Here is a 19633-nt window from a genome sequence, read left to right as displayed (position 1 = left end):
TTGGTATCGAAAGATACCTGCGGATATAAATGTAACACGATTTCTTTAATCTGTCAATGAATTTTCTGACAATTTAATGTAAAAAGAAAGAAAAATTCCTGAAATAACATCTGCCCCTCTCTTTTATTGGAAAACTGAGTAAAAACCAATCTACCTTCCCACTATCCTTCTCCTATAAAAAGTGGTAAAATGGAGGACAGAAAGAAGGAACTGATATGACAACATTATTTTCAAAAATCAAAGAAGTAACAGAGCTTGCTGCGATCTCAGGCCACGAAGCGCCTGTCCGGACTTATCTTCGTGAAAAGTTGACACCGCACGTGGATGAAGTAGTGACAGATGGCTTAGGTGGTATTTTCGGTATCAAGCATTCAGAAGTTGCGGATGCCCCACGCGTCTTGGTCGCTTCTCATATGGACGAAGTTGGTTTTATGGTCAGCGAAATTAAGCAAGATGGAACCTTCCGTGTGGTTGAAATCGGTGGCTGGAACCCTATGGTGGTCAGCAGTCAACGCTTCAAACTCTTTACTCGTGACGGTCGTGAAATTCCAGTGATCTCAGGTTCTGTCCCTCCACATTTGACACGTGGAACAGGTGGACCAACTATGCCAGCTATTTCAGATATCATTTTTGATGGTGGGTTTGCAGACAAGGCTGAAGCAGAAAGCTTTGGTATCCGTCCAGGTGACACCATTGTCCCTGATAGCTCAGCTATCTTGACAGCCAATGAAAAAAATATCATCTCAAAAGCTTGGGATAACCGCTATGGTGTCCTCATGGTAAGCGAGTTAGCAGAAGCCTTGTCAGGTCAAAAACTCGGAAATGAACTCTATCTTGGTGCCAATGTCCAAGAAGAAGTTGGTCTCCGTGGCGCTCATACTTCCACAACTAAGTTTGACCCAGAAGTTTTTCTGGCAGTTGACTGTTCGCCAGCAGGTGATGTCTACGGCGGCCAAGGTAAGATTGGGGATGGAACCTTGATTCGCTTCTACGATCCAGGTCACTTGCTTCTCCCAGGTATGAAGGATTTCCTTTTGACAACGGCTGAAGAAGCTGGCATCAAGTATCAATACTACTGTGGAAAAGGTGGAACAGACGCTGGCGCAGCTCATTTGAAAAATGGTGGGGTTCCATCAACAACTATCGGTGTTTGCGCTCGTTATATCCATTCTCACCAAACTCTCTACGCGATGGATGACTTCTTAGAAGCCCAAGCTTTCTTGCAAGCCTTGGTGAAAAAATTGGATCGTTCAACGGTTGATTTGATTAAAAATTATTAAGCATAAGGGAGGCGGTCAGGATGGCAGAACCAAACCTAGAAAGCCTTATAAGAGATCTCTACAACCATGCTCGTCAGGGCTTGAGTGAAGATTTAGTTGCTGCTCTCCTAGAGACTGCTAAAAAACTACCCACTACAAATGAGCAATTACTAGCAGTCCGACTCTCAGGACTGGTCACCCGTGAATTGCTCATCAATCCCAAACACCCAGCACCTGAGTTGATCAACTTGGCGCGTTTTATCAAAAGAGAAGAAGCCAAGTACAGGGGCACTGCAGTTTCTGCTATTATGTTTGGTGAACTCTTTAAAATGCTTTGATTCCATTGTGAATCAAAGCATTTTTTATATGCTCCAAAAGAAATTCTTAATGAGGAGACGAAAAAAGCCATCCCATTCAGGATAGCTTTTAGGTACTTAGATTTGTTCAGCGATGACCTTTTCAGCTAGGTTCATAGCATGGTCAGACACACGAGTGTAGTGAGAAATGATGTCGATAAAGTTGACCCCGGCTTGTGTAGAACACTCACCCTTGTTAAGGCGTTTGATGTGGGTCTTTCTGAGAACGCGTTCCATATTGTTGATTTCTTTATGGCGTTCAATCAGACTCTGAGCTTTTTCAATATCATTGTTTTCCACACTATCAAGGGCATCCTTGATGAATGCAGTTGTTGCTTGATAAATCTCAGCTAATTCCTCTAAAGCAGCATCAGAAAATTGAACATTCTTACGTTGGAGGTAGTCGGTTAGGTTGAGCAAGCCTTCTGCATGGTCCCCAATCCGTTCCAAATCACGAGATGAATCGAGGATATTGGTTAAGATTTCACTTTCCTTTTGGCTCAATGATTCGCTAGAAAGACTAATCAGGTAGCGAGTCAGTTTCTCGTCAATTGTGTTAATGGCTTCTTCAGTCTTGTGGCCTTTTTCCGCTAGTTTTTCATCTAGATTTATGATGTAGTCGTAGGAAAGGTCAAAAGCTTTTGCAGCATAGTTCCCCAAGTGAAGCAGTTCTTTTTTGGCATTTCCTAGAGCGATAGAAGGAGCCTGCTTGATGAGTTGTTCATCCAAGTAGAGAGCTTCGTATTTGACAACCTCATCTTCACCAGGAATGAGCTTGGTCACAATGTAAGCCAAGGCACCAATGAATGGGAACTGGATAATGGTATTTGTAATATTAAAGGTTCCGTGGGCAAAGGCAATGGTCATTTCTGGAGCTAGATTGAGAGTAGATTCAAACCATTGAATCAAGCCAGTGAAAGGTACAAGAAAGACAATACAGATGACCGTACCAATCACGTTAAAGACGACATGGGCACCGGCAACACGTTTGGCAGCGATATTGGCTCCAAGAGAAGCAATGATGGCTGTAATGGTCGTTCCGATATTATCACCAAACAAGACCGGTAGGGCACCTTGTAGGTCAATCAAACCACTTGCGTACAGGTTCTGTAAGATACCGATAGTTGCGGATGAAGCTTGAATGAGTAGGGTCAGTCCAGTTCCGACAAAGACACCTAGAATAGGACTCTTACTTAGTTCAACCATGTAGTCTCTAAAGACTTGCAGGTCTTTTAGGGGCTCCATTGCACCGCTCATAAGATTGAGGGCGAAGAAGATACCACCCACACCAAAGATAATCCGTCCGATGTTATTGATGGAGCGATTCTTGGTGAAGAAAAGACAAACAGCTCCGATAAAGAGCATAGGTAAGGCATAATCTCCTAGCTTAAAACCGATGATAAAGGATGTAACGGTGGTTCCAATATTGGCACCCATGACAATACCGATAGCCTGACGCAAGGTCAAAAGTCCCGCACTGACTAGTCCCACTGTAATGACAGTAACACCAGAACTTGATTGAATCAGCGCCGTCATACCGATACCAACCAGCACACCGAAGAAGGGATTGCTGGTATATTTGTCAATGTAAAAACGAAGGCGATCTCCAGCAGCTTGTTGCAAACCGTCTCCCATGGTCTTGATACTATATAAGAATAGCCCCAGACCACCTAAAAAGTGAAATAAAATTTCCTGCCAATTAATGGACATTTCTTTTTCCTCCGAAAAATAATCGCGGAATTTCTCCCATTCTATTTTAAAGGATAAAAGTAAATCTAACAAGTGTTTAGATGAAATTTTCCTAAGAAAAGGCAACTTGCTTTAAAAATAGGGAGTAAATTTACTTTCCAAGAGTGGTTTTATTCAATCATGTCCAAATTTTACTGATTATTATCCTAGCTATAGTTTTTGTGTCAAGTATATTGACAACGCTTTCATATAAGATAAAATGAAGATGATCCTGTTCTGGTGTTGTGCACTGAGAACAGTTACTGTTTATCTAAAAAGTAAAGCGCTTACTTTTTATTTTATTAGGAGGATAAGATGAAAGATCTATTTTTTGAAAAACGGTGCCGTTACAGTATTCGCAAGCTGTCAATCGGAGCTTGTTCCTTGATGATTGGTTCAGCTCTATTTGCGAGTCCAGCCCTTGCTGAACAAGTCACTGCCCCTGAAACAGCTACTAATACGAGCGCTCAAGCTACAAGCGCTAGTGAAACAGCGAGTCCAGACACTGCAACCATCGAAAAACAATTAGAAGAAACTGAAAACAAAGTAGCTGAGCAACCAATTTCAGAAAACTCTCCAGCAATAGCTGATTTGCTCAATGAAAAAGAAGAGGCAAAGCCGGCTCCGACAGATAAAGTTGAGAAGCCAGCTCCAGCAACTGACAAAGAAGGAGCCAAGCCAGAGGAGGCGCCTCAAGTAGCTGATAAAAAAGCCGACAAACCAAGTCTAGCAGACGTTCCTAAAAATGAAGAGAAGAGTCTCCGGCCAAAAGAAATCAAGTTTGATACTTGGGATGATTTGTTGAAATGGGAACCGGGTGCGCGTGAGGATGATCCTATTAACCGTTCCTCAGTTGAACTCGCCAAGCGCCATAGAGGGCAGTTGGTCAATGAAAAAGCAAGCAGAAGAGCCAAGGTTCAGGCGCTAGCAAATACCAACTCAAAGGCCAAAGACCACGCTTCTGTAGGTGGAGAAGAATTCAAGGCCTACGCCTTCGATTACTGGCAATACTTGGATTCAATGGTCTTCTGGGAAGGTCTAGTTCCAACTCCAGATGTCATTGATGCCGGTCACCGCAACGGAGTTCCCGTTTATGGAACCCTCTTTTTCAACTGGTCAAACAGTATTGCTGACCAAGAGAAATTTGCCGCTGCCTTGAAACAAGATGAGGATGGCACCTTCCCAATTGCACGCAAGCTCGTTGATCTTGCTAAGTATTACGGATTTGATGGCTATTTCATTAATCAGGAAACAACGGGGGAATTGGTAGCACCTCTTGGTGAAAAAATGCGCCAATTCATGCTCTATACAAAAGAATATGCAGCCAAAGTCAACCACCCAATCAAGTATGCTTGGTACGATGCCATGACCTACAAATACGGTCGTTACCACGAAGATGGTCTAGGTGATTACAACTACCAGTTCATGCAAAAAGAAGGAGACAAAGTTCCTGCGGACCAATTCTTTGCCAATTTCAACTGGAACAAGGAAAAGAATGACCACTCCGTAGAGATGGCCAAATGGCTAGAACGTAGCCAATATGATGTCTTTGCAGGCTTGGAATTGCAACAAGGTGGTTCTTATAAGACCAAAGTCAAATGGGATGCTCTCTTGGATGAAAAGGGTAAGTTGCGTTTGTCACTTGGACTTTTTGCACCAGATACGATTACCAGTCTAGGAAAAACAGGCGAAGACTACCACAAGAACGAAGACATCTTCTTTACAGGTTACCAAGGAGATCCAACGGCTCAAAAACCAGCAGATAAAGAGTGGTATGGAATTGCCAATTTAGTTGCTGACCGTACACCAGCAGTAGGACGTACCTTCACCACCTCTTTTAATACAGGTCATGGTAGAAAATGGTTTGTTGACGGTAAAGTTTCTAAGGATTCTGAGTGGAACTACCGTTCTGTTTCAGGTGTTTTGCCAACATGGCGCTGGTGGCAGACTTCGACAGGTGAAAAACTTCGTGCAGAATATGACTTTACAGATGCCTATAATGGTGGGAACTCCCTTAAATTCTCAGGTGATGTAGCTGGTAAGACGGACCAGGATGTGAATTTGTATTCTACCAAACTAGAAGTAACGGAGAAAACCAAACTTCGTGTTGCCCACAAGGGAGGAAAAGGCTCTAAAGTTTATATGGCCTTCTCTACGACTCCAGACTACAAATTTGAGGATGCAGCTGCATGGAAAGAACTGACTCTCTCTGATGACTGGAAGAATGAAGAATTTGACCTCAGCTCACTAGCAGGTAAAACCATCTATGCAATCAAACTCTTCTTCGAACATGAAGGGGCTGTAAAAGATTATCAGTTCAACCTAGGTCAATTAACCATTTCAGACAATCACCAAGCCCCGCAAGCTCCAACAGGACTCTCAGTGGTGAAACAATCTCTTAAAAATGCCCAAGAAGCTGAAGCAGTGGTCCAGTTTGCGGGTAACCAAGATGCAGATTTCTATGAAGTCTACGAAAAAGATGGGGATAACTGGCGTTTGTTGACAGGATCATCTGCTTCCACTATCTACTTGCCAAAAGTTAGCCGTCCTGCTAATGTGACTGGTAGGACTCAGGAACTGAAAGTCGTTGCAGTTGGTAAAAATGGCCTCCGTTCTGAAGCGGCGACGGCATCCTTTAACTGGGGGATGACAGTTCAGGATACAACTCTCCCAAGACCTTTGGCTGAAAATATTGTTCCAGGGGCAACGGTTATTGGTAGCACTTTCCCAAATACTGAAGGTGGAGAAGGCATTGAAGGTATGTTGAACGGTACCATTACTAGCCTGTCAGACAAGTGGTCTTCAGCTCAGTTGAGCGGTAGTGTGGATATTCGTTTGACCAAGCCACGTACCGTTGTTAGATGGGTCATGGATCATGCGGGAGCTGGTGGTGAGTCTGTCAACGACGGTTTGATGAACACCAAAGACTTTGACCTTTATTATAAAGATGCAGATGGTGAGTGGAAACTAGCTAAGGAAGTCCGTGGCAACAAAGCACACGTGACAGATATCACTCTTGACAAACCAATCACCGCGCAAGACTGGCGTCTAAAAGTTATCACTTCAGATAACGGAACACCTTGGAAAGCAATTCGTATCTATAACTGGAAGATGTACGAAACCTTGGACACAGAAAGTCAAAATATTCCAATGGCTAAGGTAGCTGCTCGTTCACTTGGAAACCACCAAGTTCAACTAGGCTTCTCTGATGTTCCAGCAGGCGCAACCATCACCGTTTACGACAAGGCAGATTCACAAACACCGATTGCAACTTTGAAGTCTGAAACTGGAGGCGACTTGGCAACAGCACCATTGGCCTTTGACAAGCAACCAACTCTCCTCTACTATCGTACCCAACTACCTGGTAAAGAAATCAGTAACACCTTGGCAGTAGCGATTCCGCAGGATGAGAGAAAAATTGCTGCAGTTAGCCTTGAAAAAGGACCTAAGAAGACGGTTTATAAAGAAGGTGAAAATCTCGACCTCAGAGGTGGAACCCTCCGTGTTCAGTACGAAGGGGGACAAGCCGATGAGCTGATTAACCTTACTCACTCAGGTGTGACAGTATCTGGCTACAACGCTCATCAAAAAGGGGAACAAAAGCTCACAGTCAGCTACCTTGGACTTCCAGTTACTGGAGACTTGAAGGTACAAGTGACAGGTCAAGATGAAGGAAAACCAAAGGAAGTAGCAGGTCTGTACATTACTCAGAAACCGAAAACGGACTATCTAGTAGGAGAGCAACTGGATCTTGCAGAAGGGCGCTTCGGCGTTCTCTATGATGATGAGACAGAAGAAAGCCATGCCTTCACGGATCAAGGTGTTGAAATTACGGGCTACGATGCTCAAAAGACTGGTCGTCAGACCTTGACCCTTCATTACAAGGGACACACAGCTGAGTTTGACGTCTTGGTTTCTCCAAAAGCAGCTGTCAACGACGAGTACCTCAAACAAGAAATTACTGCTGCCCAAGGTCGTCAGTCAACCCTTGCCTATACCTTCTCAAGTGAGGACAAACAAGCTGTACTAGTAGAGAAACTTAATGCAGCGAAAGCTGTTGCAGAAAACCATGATGCCAGTCAAGAAGAAGTCAACAAAGCCTTGAATGAATTGAAACAAGCTGGAGCGGACTTGGATGGAAATCAACGTTATCAGACTGCTAGAGAAGAATTGGAAGGCTTGCTCGAATCCCTTCGTGAAAAAAATCCTAAAGCTGAGTTGATTGAACAAGCAGAAACTTTGTTGGCTTCAGAGATGCCAACTCCACAAGCTTTTGCGGACATGAAAGAAAAGCTGAATAAGAAACTAGCTCCTGCAGAAGAAAGTCACCATGTTGGAAGTATGGATCCAAATGAAGTGGCCCCAACAGTTGAGGATCTCCCTGAACTAGTTATTGAAACTGAAACAACAGCCTATGAACGTCAGGAGCGACCAAACTCCGAATTTCTCAAAGGACAACGCCGTGTTGTGCAAGTAGGAGTTGAAGGCCAAGTTCGTCGTCTAGTAGAAGTAGATGCCAAAGGCAATCGCACCCTTCGTTCAACTAAAGTTCTCAAGGAAGCAATCCCAGAAATCACAGAAGTAGGTACAAAAGTTCTATCAAGCAACCAACCAGCTGAAGGTGTGAAAGATTTAGTTCTAGAAACTCCGAAACTGGAAGTTGAAGAGGGAACAGTTTCCTTCGAACATCAGGAACGACCAAATGCAGCCCTTCTCAAAGGCAAACGCCAGCTAGTTCAAGCAGGAGTTGAGGGCCAAGTTCGTCGCTTTGTAGAAGTTGATGCTCAGGGCAAACGCACCCTTCATTCTACTGAGGTTCTCAAGGAAGCTCTTCCAGAAATTGTTGAAGTAGGAACGAAAGAAGAGCAAGTCTCACAAACAAGGGATCAAGCGCTTTTAGCAACGCCAGCAAAAGTTGAAGAAGTAAGTAAAGAGCTGCCAAATACGGGAGCGACAAGAGATGCTAGTCTAGTAGCGCTGGGACTCCTCGGAGTAATGAGTGGCTACGGCTTGCTTGCTGGAAAGAAGAGAGAAGATTAATCGAATTTACGAATCTTGGATTTTCTTATAAAAATAAAAAACAAGGTTTGACTGTAGATTAGTCAGGCCTTGTTTTTAGTTTTGAAATTGAAGAGTAAATTTGAAGCTAGATTTTTGTTATTCAATTCCTTGGATAAATTTTTGGAAACGATAGGTGTCGAAATAAATATTGGATGCAACTAATTTATCAAATTCATCGAATTTCAGAAATTCTGCGACATCCAGCTCTAGTTCTTTTCCTTGAGGAGAATGTAGAAGGTATCGATTTAAAGCTGAGACTGTTCGACCATCAACAAGTAATTGCTTCACTTCAAGATGCTGGCTCAAAGCATAGAATTGGCCTGCGCCTTGCAAATAAACATCACGTCCTTGTCGAATTTCTATACTATCGCACATGCCATAGTCAAAGTTTTCAGCTACGAAATCTTCCCAGCCTCCCTCATTTACTGCCGTAAAATAGCTTTCTGCAAGTTTTTTTGTATCCATTTGGAACCTCCTGTAAAATAATTGGGCTATGATGAATATCACGAAATATTTTGCCCACTTAAGAGTATACAAAAGGAAATATGACTACAGGTTGTCATATTGCTGAAGATTTTTTTTGAGAGTACTGACCAGTAGATTTTGTAAGTGACTTGGAGATACGACCTTTACTTGATAACCAAAGCTTAAGAGTAAATCAAAAAATGCAGGAGTTAAAGCTCTAAATGCCTGAACTTTTATTATTTCGTCCTCGACTCTGATTTCTTCTTCCGTGAAGTGATCGTAGATTTTTGGAAGTGCAAATCTTGTAAAAACTAGTTCGATTTCTTCTCTTTGCCCCTCCACTTTATGTTTTGGGGGATTTAAAAAAAGCTCTAACTTTTCTTGAGATAAACGTGGATAATCGAATGGTTTATCTTTTATCTCCACTAGTTCTAGTTCACGAATTCGAGTTAATTTAAAAATACGAAAATCTAATTTTTCTAAGCAGTAACCGATAACATACCAAGCATTCAGTTTATAGATCAATCTGTATGGGATAATTGTTCGCTGACTTTTCTCCTGTTTTTTCGAATAGTAAGAAAAAGAAATCATCTGTTCAGTTTGTATCGCTTCCTCAATGTCTAGTAAATAATTTGTATTAAGAGTCCAGGAACTGAGATCAAAGTAAAAAGGACTGTTTGCTCTTGTAATTTCTTGAGAAGACAGCTTGTGTTCGATACTGTCAAGATTTGAATGACCAACGATTTTACTAACATTTTGGCTTATATTAATGATAAACTGTCTCTCTTCCTCAGTAAAAAAGTTCCTGTCTATCTTATAGTCGCTTGGTATATAGAAACCTCCCTTATCTCCACGTTCCGAATAGATTGGGATCCCCGCTAAACTGAGTGTATCCATGTCCCTATATACAGTTCGAGTAGATATTTCAAACCTCTCTGCAATCTCTTTAGCTGTTATTCTCTTCTTATTTAAAAGAGACAGTAAAATATAGATTAGTCTTTCTAATTTCATGGTAGCAATTCCCCTTCTTTTAATTTCAAATAGCACAAACTGAAGAAACTATTTTAGTTATATTGTATAATAAGAAACCTAGCAATTCAAAAAGAAGGACTGTAGAGTTTAGAATATTAAGGATTAAAATCTTAGAAAAAGGATAGTATAGAAGTAATTAGGCAGATCAATCAAGAAATTTGCCTAAATTATTCCAACCGAATTATGTGAAAATTGCTATTTCCCGAACTGCAATCCTAGGTTTTTAGGTTAATAAATAGAAGAATGAACAAGAAAAGTTTAGGGTTTTTCTATCTCTTTTGCGGATTTTGTGATATAATTAACACGTATAAAAAAAGAAGGAGTCATATCTAATGGCAAAATTGACTGTTAAAGACGTTGACTTGAAAGGGAAAAAAGTTCTCGTTCGTGTTGACTTCAACGTACCTGTTAAAGATGGCGTGATTACCAATGACAACCGTATCACTGCAGCTCTTCCAACTATCAAGTACATCCTTGAACAAGGTGGACGTGCAATCCTCTTCTCTCACCTTGGACGTGTCAAAGAAGAAGCAGACAAAGAAGGTAAATCACTTGCTCCTGTAGCTGCTGACTTGGCTGCTAAATTGGGACAAGAAGTTAAATTTATCCCAGGTGTTACACGTGGTGCTGAATTGGAAGCCGCTGTTAACGCTCTTGAAGATGGACAAGTTCTCTTGGTTGAAAACACTCGTTTCGAAGATGTTGACGGCAAGAAAGAATCTAAAAACGATCCTGAACTTGGTAAATACTGGGCTTCACTTGGAGATGGTATCTTTGTAAACGATGCATTCGGTACTGCTCACCGTGCACACGCATCTAACGTTGGTATCTCAGCAAACGTTGAAAAAGCAGTTGCTGGATTCCTTCTTGAAAACGAAATTGCCTACATCCAAGAAGCAGTTGAAGCTCCAGAACGTCCATTCGTGGCTATCCTTGGTGGTTCAAAAGTATCTGACAAGATCGGTGTTATCGAAAACTTGCTTGAAAAAGCTGATAAAGTCCTTATCGGTGGTGGGATGACTTACACATTCTATAAAGCACAAGGTATCGAAATCGGTAACTCACTTGTTGAAGAAGACAAATTGGATGTTGCGAAAGCTCTTCTTGAAAAAGCAAACGGCAAATTGATCTTGCCAGTTGACTCAAAAGAAGCAAACGCATTTGCTGACTACACTGAAGTGAAAGACACTGAAGGTGAAGCAGTTGACCCAGGTTTCCTTGGTCTTGACATCGGTCCAAAATCTATCGCTAAATTCGATCAAGAATTGACTGGTGCGAAGACAGTTGTATGGAACGGACCAATGGGTGTATTTGAAAACCCAGACTTCCAAGCTGGTACAATCGGTGTTATGGACGCTATCGTGAAACAACCAGGCGTGAAATCAATCATCGGTGGTGGTGACTCAGCTGCCGCAGCTATCAACCTTGGTCGTGCAGACAAGTTCTCATGGATCTCTACTGGTGGTGGAGCATCAATGGAACTCCTTGAAGGTAAAGTATTGCCAGGATTGGCTGCACTCACAGAAAAATAAGAGTATAATTAAGAAGATGGTTTCGCCATCTTCTTTTTTGTACCTTTTTAAATGTATATTATTGCATATATGAAAAGAAAAGGATTAAATATTTGCATCTTGCCTTGTGAAGTGTTAATATAAGAAGTAACGACTAAATTTAGATAAGGAAATGGCTTATAATGAAAAATAAAAAAGAAGTCTATGGATTTCGTAAAAGCAAAGTTGCGAAAACATTGTGTGGTGCTGTTTTAGGAACTGCTTTGATTGCTTTTGCAGATCAGGCAGTTTTTGCTGATGAAGTTACAGAGACAACTAGTACAAGTACAGTTGAGGTGGCTACTACAGGAAATCCGGCCACAAATTTACCTGAAGCTCAGGGTGAAATGAGCCAAGTTGCCAAAGAAAGCCAAGCTAAGGCTGGTTCTAAAGACTCAGCTTTGCCAGTAGAAGTATCATCAGCTGATCTAGATAAAGCAGTTGCCGATGCAAAATCTGCAGGAGTTAAGGTAGTTCAAGATGAAACAAAAGACAAAGGAACAGCCACAACTGCTACAGAAAATGCTCAAAAACAAGATGAGATTAAAAGCGACTATGCTAAACAGGCTAAAGAAATAAAGACAACAACTGAAGCATATAAAAAAGAAGTCGCAGCTCATCAGGCAGAAACAGATAAAATCAATGCTGAAAACAAAGCAGCGGATGACAAGTATCAAAAAGATCTAAAAAGTCATCAAGAAGAAGTTGAAAAAATCAACACTGCTAATGCAACAGCTAAAGCAGAATATGAGGCTAAGCTAGCGCAATACCAAAAAGATTTAGCAACTGTCAAAAAAGCAAATGAGGATAGTCAACAAGACTATCAAAATAAACTTTCAGCATACCAGACAGAATTAGCTCGAGTACAAAAAGCTAATGCGGAAGCTAAAGAGGCATATGATAAAGCAGTAAAAGAAAACACTGCAAAGAATGCAGCGCTTCAAGCTGAAAATGAAGCGATTAAACAACGTAATGAAACTGCAAAAGCGACTTATGAAGCGGCAATGAAGCAGTATGAAGCAGATCTTGCAGCTATTAAGAAAGCCAAGGCAGATAATGATGCTGATTATCAAGCTAAATTAGCAGCTTATCAGACAGAACTAGCTCGCGTTCAGAAAGCAAATGCTGATGCAAAAGCAGCCTATGAAAAGGCTGTTGAAGAAAACACTGCTAAGAACAATGCTATCCAAGCTGAAAATGAAGCGATTAAGCAACGTAACGCTGCTGCAAAATCGACTTATGAAGCTGCGATGAAGAAATACGAAGCAGATTTGGCAGAAGTTAAACAAGCGAATGCAGCTAACGAAACAGACTACCAAACTAAGCTAGCAGCTTATCAGACAGAACTAGCTCGCGTTCAAAAAGCAAATGCCGATGCAAAAGCAGCCTATGAAAAGGCTGTTGAAGACAATAAGGCAAAAAATGCAGCGATTAAAGCTGAGAATGAAGAAATCAAGCAACGTAATGCCGTGGCTAAAACAGATTATGAAGCTAAGGTTGCAAAATATGAAGCAGATCTTGCCAAGTATAAGAAAGATTTCGCAGCTTATACTGCAGCACTCGCAGAAGCGGAGAGTAAAAAGAAACAAGATGGTTATCTTTCAGAACCAAGATCACAATCGTTGAACTTTAAATCAGAACCAAATGCAATACGAACAATTGATTCATCTGTACATCAATATGGGCAGCAGGAATTGGATGCTCTGGTAAAATCATGGGGGATTTCGCCAACAAATCCTGATAGGAAAAAATCTACAGCATATTCATATTTCAATGCAATCAATTCGAATAACACTTATGCAAAGCTTGTATTAGAAAAGGATAAACCAGTCGATGTTACCTATACTGGTCTAAAAAATTCAAGTTTTAATGGTAAGAAAATTTCAAAAGTAGTTTACACTTACACATTAAAAGAAACAGGTTTTAACGATGGAACCAAAATGACTATGTTTGCCTCGAGTGATCCAACTGTGACAGCATGGTATAATGATTATTTTACTTCTACAAACATTAATGTAAAAGTCAAGTTTTATGATGAAGAAGGTCAACTTATGAATCTCACAGGAGGATTAGTTAATTTTTCATCTCTAAATAGAGGTAACGGTAGTGGAGCAATTGATAAAGATGCAATTGAAAGTGTTAGAAACTTTAACGGTCGATATATTCCAATTTCTGGTTCATCTATCAAGATTCATGAAAATAACTCTGCTTATGCAGATTCATCAAATGCAGAAAAATCGCTAGGCGCTCGTTGGAATACATCGGAATGGGATACAACCTCTAGTCCAAATAATTGGTACGGAGCTATTGTCGGTGAAATAACTCAATCGGAGATTAGCTTTAATATGGCTTCTTCTAAAAGTGGAAATATTTGGTTTGCTTTCAATTCAAATATTAATGCAATTGGGGTTCCGACGAAACCTGTTGCACCAACAGCTCCAACTCAACCAATGTATGAGACAGAGAAACCATTGGAGCCAGCACCGGTAGCACCGACATATGAAAATGAGCCAACTCCACCAGTTAAGACTCCGGATCAACCAGAGCCATCAAAACCAGAAGAGCCAACATATGAGACAGAGAAACCATTGGAACCAGCTCCAGTAGTACCAACATATGAAAATGAGCCAACTCCACCGGTAAAAACTCCAGATCAACCAGAGCCATCAAAACCAGAAGAGCCAACATATGAGACAGAGAAGCCATTGGAGCCAGCACCAGTAGCACCAAGCTACGAAAATGAGCCAACTCCACCGGTAAAAACTCCAGATCAACCAGAGCCATCAAAACCAGAAGAGCCAACATATGATCCAATGCCAACTCCACCGGTAGCACCAACTCCTAAGCAGTTGCCAACATCACCAGCGGTGCCAACAGTTCACTACCATTACAATCGTCTATTTGCACAACCTCAGATTAATAAAGAAATTAAAAACGAGGATGGGGTAGATATTGACCGGACATTGGTTGCTAAACAGTCAATTGTTAAGTTTGAATTGAAAACTGAAGCCTTGACAGCTGGACGTCCAAAAACTACTTCATTTGTATTGGTAGATCCGCTTCCAACTGGCTATAAGTTTGACTTGGATGCAACTAAGGCTGCAAGTACAGGCTTTGATACAACTTATGATGAAGCCAGTCATACTGTAACTTTTAAGGCGACTGATGAGACATTGGCAACATACAATGCTGACTTAACTAAACCTGTTGAGACTCTTCATCCAACGGTTGTTGGTCGAGTATTGAACGATGGGGCAACTTATACGAATAACTTCACTTTGACAGTCAATGATGCTTATGGTATTAAGTCAAATGTTGTTCGTGTAACGACTCCTGGTAAACCAAATGATCCTGATAATCCAAATAACAACTATATTAAGCCAACGAAAGTAAATAAGAATAAAGAAGGCCTTAATATCGATGGAAAAGAAGTTTTAGCTGGTTCAACCAACTACTACGAATTAACATGGGATTTGGATCAATATAAGGGTGATAAATCTTCTAAGGAAGCAATCCAAAACGGCTTCTACTATGTAGATGATTATCCAGAAGAAGCTTTAGATGTTCGTCCTGATTTGATTAAGGTTGCAGATGAAAAAGGAAATCAAGTATCAGGTGTCAGCGTTCAAAAATATGACAGTCTAGAAGCTGCTCCTAAGAAAGTTCAAGACTTGTTGAAGAAAGCTAACATTACTGTTAAGGGTGCTTTCCAACTCTTCTCTGCTGATAATCCAGAAGAATTTTACAAGCAATATGTAGCAACTGGAACATCATTAGTCATTACAGATCCGATGACTGTTAAGTCTGAATTTGGTAAGACAGGTGGTAAGTATGAAAATAAGGCCTATCAAATTGATTTCGGAAATGGCTATGCTACAGAAGTAGTGGTTAACAACGTACCGAAAATCACACCGAAAAAAGATGTAACAGTAAGTCTAGATCCAACTAGTGAAAATCTGGATGGTAAAACAATTCAATTTTATCAAACATTTAACTATCGTCTGATTGGTGGCCTCATTCCACAAAATCATTCAGAGGAATTAGAAGATTACAACTTTGTGGATGATTATGACCAAGCTGGTGATCAGTATACTGGTAATTACAAGACATTCAGCTCTCTGAACTTGACAATGAAAGATGGTTCAGTGATTAAGGCAGGTACAGATCTAACATCTCAAACAACTGCTGAAACAGATGCTGCAAATGGTATTGTAACTGTTCGTTTCAAGGAAGAATTCTTACAAAAGATTAGTTTGGATTCACCATTCCAAGCTGAAACCTACCTTCAAATGCGCAGAATTGCTATTGGAACATTTGAAAATACTTATGTAAATACTGTTAATAAGGTTACTTATGCATCTAACACAGTACGTACAACAACTCCAATACCAAGAACTCCAGACAAACCGACACCAATTCCAACGCCAAAACCAAAGGATCCAGACAAACCGACACCAATTCCAACTCCAAAACCAAAGGATCCTGACAAACCTGAGACACCAAAAGAACCAAGAGTTCCTAGTCCAAAAGTTGAAGAACCTTCAACACCAATTCCTGTTTCTGTTGGTAAAGAAATAACTACACTTCCAAAAACAGGAACAAATGATTCAAGCTACATGCCATATCTTGGACTAGCTGCCTTAGTGGGAGTTTTAGGACTTGGTCAGTTGAAACGAAAAGAAGACGAAAGCAAGTAATGCCTGAAAACTCGATTAAAAGAGGAACTTAGTTTTCTCTTTTTCTTGTTATTTGAATTAAAAACGTTTCCTATTGATTTTTACTCATAAAATCAACTAATTTATGATAAAATGGAAGTAGAAAGTTGAGATTATGAGTTATTTTAAAAAATATAAATTTGACAAGTCACAGTTCAAGTTTGGTCTACGAACCTTTAAAACCGGAATTGCTGTTTTTTTAGTTCTCTTGATTTTTGGATTTTTTGGTTGGAAGGGACTTCAAATTGGGGCTTTGACAGCAGTCTTTAGTTTGAGAGAAAGCTTTGATAAGAGTGTTCATTTTGGAACTTCACGTATTCTAGGAAATAGTATCGGTGGTTTCTATGCTCTTATCTTTTTTCTCTTAAATACCTTATTTCACGGAGCCTTTTGGGTGACCTTGGTGGTTGTTCCAATCTGCACTATGTTAACCATTATGACAAATGTGGCCATGAATAATAAATCGGGGGTTATTGGTGGTGTAGCAGCTATGTTAATCATTACCCTCTCAATACCGAGCGGTGAAACAATTTTGTACGTGTTTGCGCGTGTATCGGAAACTTTTATGGGAGTTTTTGTCGCAATTCTCGTAAATTATGATATTGATCGTATTCATCTCTTTTTAGAGAAAAAAGAAAAATAATGTTACATTTTATAACATTATCGATTGACGTATTTATTTTTTTAGACTATAATAGACAGAAAGAAGGAAATTGTAAATGAAGGAAAGAGAATTTCGCCGAAATATGGCTGTTTTTCCTATCGGTAGTGTGATGAAGTTGACCGATCTATCAGCGCGTCAGATTCGTTATTATGAAGATCAAGAGTTGATTAAACCTGATCGAAACGAAGGGAACCGTCGCATGTATTCGTTGAATGATATGGATCGTCTGCTTGAAATCAAAGATTATATCTCTGAAGGCTACAATATCGCTGCCATTAAGAAAAAATATGCTGAACGTGAGGCGAAGTCCAAGAAAGTGGTGAGTCAGACGGAGGTGCGTCGCGCACTTCATAATGAACTCCTCCAGCAGGGACGCTTTGCTTCAGCACATTCACCTTTTGGTCGCGGTTAGGCAACCGCAAGTAGTCATATATTAAGGAGAATAACCATGCCAATCACAGCTGCAGATATTCGTCGTGAAGTCAAGGAAAAAAATGTTACCTTTATTCGTCTCATGTTCTCAGATATTTTGGGAACGATGAAAAACGTCGAAATTCCTGCTACAGATGAACAACTAGACAAAGTCTTGACTAACAAGGCAATGTTTGATGGATCTTCTATTGAAGGTTTTGTACGTATCAATGAGTCAGATATGTACTTGTACCCAGACTTGGATACATGGACAGTCTTCCCTTGGGGAGATGAAAACGGAAGTGTTGCAGGTTTGATCTGTGATGTCTATACAACAGAAGGTAAACCATTTGCAGGTGACCCTCGTGGCAATTTGAAACGTGCTCTTCGCCATATGGAAGAAGTAGGATTCAAATCCTTCAACCTTGGACCAGAGCCAGAATTCTTTCTATTTAAGCTAGACGAAAATGGTGATCCAACACTTGAAGTAAATGACAAAGGTGGCTACTTTGACTTAGCGCCTACTGACCTTGCGGACAATACACGTCGTGAGATTGTGAATGTCTTGACCAAAATGGGATTTGAAGTAGAAGCAAGTCACCACGAGGTTGCGGTTGGTCAACATGAAATTGACTTCAAGTATGATGAAGTGCTCCGCGCTTGTGATAAGATTCAAATCTTTAAACTCGTTGTTAAAACTATTGCTCGTAAACATGGTCTTTACGCAACCTTTATGGCGAAACCAAAATTTGGTATTGCTGGCTCAGGTATGCACTGTAATATGTCTTTGTTTGATGCAGAAGGAAACAATGCCTTCTTTGATCCAAATGATCCAAAAGGAATGCAGTTGTCAGAAATAGCTTACCATTTCCTTGGTGGTTTGATCAAGCATGCTTACAACTATACTGCCATCATGAACCCAACTGTTAACTCCTACAAACGTTTGGTTCCAGGTTATGAAGCGCCGGTTTACATCGCTTGGGCTGGTCGTAACCGTTCGCCACTTGTGCGCGTACCAGCTTCACGTGGTATGGGAACTCGTCTTGAGTTGCGTTCAGTGGATCCAATGGCTAACCCGTACATCGCTATGGCGGTTCTGTTGGAAGTTGGTTTGCACGGTATTGAAAACAAAATCGAAGCACCAGCTCCTATCGAAGAAAATATCTACATCATGACAGCAGAAGAGCGTAAGGAAGCTGGTATTACAGACCTTCCATCAACTCTTCACAACGCTTTGAAAGCTTTGACTGAAGACGAAGTGGTCAAGGCTGCACTAGGTGAGCACATCTATACGAGCTTCCTTGAAGCCAAGCGTATCGAGTGGGCTAGCTATGCGACCTTTGTGTCACAATGGGAAGTTGATAATTATCTAGATTTGTATTAATAGTAGAAAAGAGGTTGTCCGAATGGGCAATCTTTTTTGCTTGCTAAGTTATAAATGTATTTTGATACAGTTTTTAGTATAGATAATATAGGCTATTTATGTTTTTTTGTCTAGCTTACAATTATGCATCAGAATGGGAATATTCTGACAAATCTCAGAAAGAGATATTAAGTTTATCTTTAGATTTTCTTTATAAAGATCGTATTTAATGGCGATTTTCTACTTTTTTAAAAAGTTTACTATTTGACAACGTATTGCTTGTATAAATGAATAGTAAATGGTAAAATATCATTTGAAATGAATGAATCCCGTCCTCTATCTAATTGTATTAATATATTATTTATTAGGACTTATTCGTTGTATTTTACTATTATAAGTAAGGAGATTACATGCAAAAAGACAAGTGGTGGCTACCATTTTTAGCGGTGGGGGTCATCATAGGTTTAACGGTGGGTTTTCTTTATTACACCAGACCCACTAAGGATGGAGATATAGGCGCATCGTCAGTTTCGCAATCAACTTCTAGTGATGAGAACAATACGGCTTTGAGTTTAAAAGGTCAACAACTTCCAGAATTTAAAATGACCACTCGAGACGGTAAATTGGTTGCTAGTTCAGAACTGTATGATAAACCTATGTTAGTTGTCGAATGGGCTAGTTGGTGTCCACATTGTCAGAAACAACTGCCTATTGTTCAACAGATGTATGAAAAGTATGGAGATCAAATTCATTTTGTTCTACTCAATATGAGCGATCCGAATAGAGAGACAAAGGAGAAGGCTGATCAGTATATCAAAGAAAAAGGATATACTTTCCCGTATTATTATGATGAGGATCAAGGGGCAGCCGATCTCTTACAGGTTCAAACCATACCTAGTATGTATCTTGTAACCAAACAGCAACAGGTAAAGAATGTATTGGTAAACCACACTACTGCTGAAAATTTCTCGAAAGAGTTACAAGAGCTACTGAATTAATATATCTGCAATAGAAAAAAGGAGGAATAAG

Annotated in this window: 12 protein-coding genes; 9 read left to right on the top strand and 3 right to left on the bottom strand. The window is 40.4% G+C overall.

Features of this window, described 5'->3' with window-relative positions; all coding sequences use genetic code 11:
* Window positions 1-215 precede the first annotated feature (215 nt).
* Both pepA and STO1_RS08065 read left to right on the top strand, forming a co-directional pair.
* The gene (pepA, locus tag STO1_RS08070; RefSeq protein WP_096422764.1) at window positions 216-1280 is read left to right on the top strand and encodes a glutamyl aminopeptidase; all 1065 of its coding nucleotides are present in this window, start codon (window positions 216-218) and stop codon (window positions 1278-1280) included.
* A gap of 20 nt (window positions 1281-1300) precedes the next feature.
* Window positions 1301-1597, top strand: a complete 297-nt coding sequence (locus tag STO1_RS08065) for a bacteriocin immunity family protein (protein WP_000840146.1) — start codon at window positions 1301-1303, stop codon at window positions 1595-1597.
* Between the two features lie 96 nt (window positions 1598-1693).
* On the opposite strand, the gene STO1_RS08060 is transcribed toward STO1_RS08065, so the two are convergent.
* Window positions 1694-3325, bottom strand: coding sequence for a Na/Pi cotransporter family protein (locus STO1_RS08060; protein ID WP_033583389.1), 1632 nt, complete (start codon window positions 3323-3325; stop codon window positions 1694-1696).
* 333 nt (window positions 3326-3658) lie between these two features.
* Here STO1_RS08060 and STO1_RS08055 point away from each other — a divergent pair, with 333 nt between their 5' ends.
* Window positions 3659-8383 (top strand): endo-beta-N-acetylglucosaminidase, encoded by a 4725-nt coding sequence (locus STO1_RS08055; RefSeq protein ID WP_096422762.1) that lies wholly within the window; start codon window positions 3659-3661, stop codon window positions 8381-8383.
* 117 nt (window positions 8384-8500) lie between these two features.
* On the opposite strand, the gene STO1_RS08050 is transcribed toward STO1_RS08055, so the two are convergent.
* A complete protein-coding gene (locus tag STO1_RS08050; RefSeq protein WP_084921604.1) occupies window positions 8501-8869 on the bottom strand; it encodes a hypothetical protein in 369 nt (122 codons plus the stop codon).
* A gap of 84 nt (window positions 8870-8953) precedes the next feature.
* Window positions 8954-9880: a helix-turn-helix transcriptional regulator gene (locus STO1_RS08045; protein WP_096422760.1), complete on the bottom strand. Its 927-nt coding sequence runs from the start codon at window positions 9878-9880 to the stop codon at window positions 8954-8956.
* 353 nt (window positions 9881-10233) lie between these two features.
* On the opposite strand from STO1_RS08045, the gene STO1_RS08040 reads away from it, so the two are divergent.
* The 6 genes from STO1_RS08040 to STO1_RS08015 all read left to right on the top strand — a co-directional run bounded on the left by STO1_RS08040 (window position 10234) and on the right by STO1_RS08015 (window position 19602).
* A complete protein-coding gene (locus tag STO1_RS08040; protein WP_001096771.1) occupies window positions 10234-11433 on the top strand; it encodes a phosphoglycerate kinase in 1200 nt (399 codons plus the stop codon).
* A 161-nt stretch (window positions 11434-11594) separates the two neighbouring features.
* A complete protein-coding gene (locus STO1_RS08035) occupies window positions 11595-16148 on the top strand; it encodes a cell wall-anchored adhesin SspB (RefSeq protein ID WP_096422758.1) in 4554 nt (1517 codons plus the stop codon).
* Window positions 16149-16281: 133 nt separating this feature from the next.
* A complete protein-coding gene (locus STO1_RS08030; RefSeq protein WP_061588778.1) occupies window positions 16282-16809 on the top strand; it encodes an FUSC family protein in 528 nt (175 codons plus the stop codon).
* A 76-nt stretch (window positions 16810-16885) separates the two neighbouring features.
* Complete coding sequence (glnR, locus tag STO1_RS08025) at window positions 16886-17242, top strand: transcriptional repressor GlnR (protein ID WP_007522286.1); 357 nt, start codon at window positions 16886-16888, stop codon at window positions 17240-17242.
* A 36-nt stretch (window positions 17243-17278) separates the two neighbouring features.
* Window positions 17279-18625 (top strand): type I glutamate--ammonia ligase, encoded by a 1347-nt coding sequence (gene glnA / locus STO1_RS08020; protein ID WP_061588777.1) that lies wholly within the window; start codon window positions 17279-17281, stop codon window positions 18623-18625.
* 389 nt (window positions 18626-19014) lie between these two features.
* Window positions 19015-19602, top strand: a complete 588-nt coding sequence (locus STO1_RS08015) for a TlpA family protein disulfide reductase (protein ID WP_007522282.1) — start codon at window positions 19015-19017, stop codon at window positions 19600-19602.
* Window positions 19603-19633: the final 31 nt, after the last annotated feature.

Origin of the sequence: Streptococcus oralis subsp. tigurinus (genome assembly GCF_002356415.1) — a bacterium.
GTDB classification, from domain to species: Bacteria; Bacillota; Bacilli; order Lactobacillales; family Streptococcaceae; genus Streptococcus; species Streptococcus oralis_F.
Note: the sequence above shows the minus strand (reverse complement) of the source record. Positions and strands in the feature narration are given on the sequence as shown.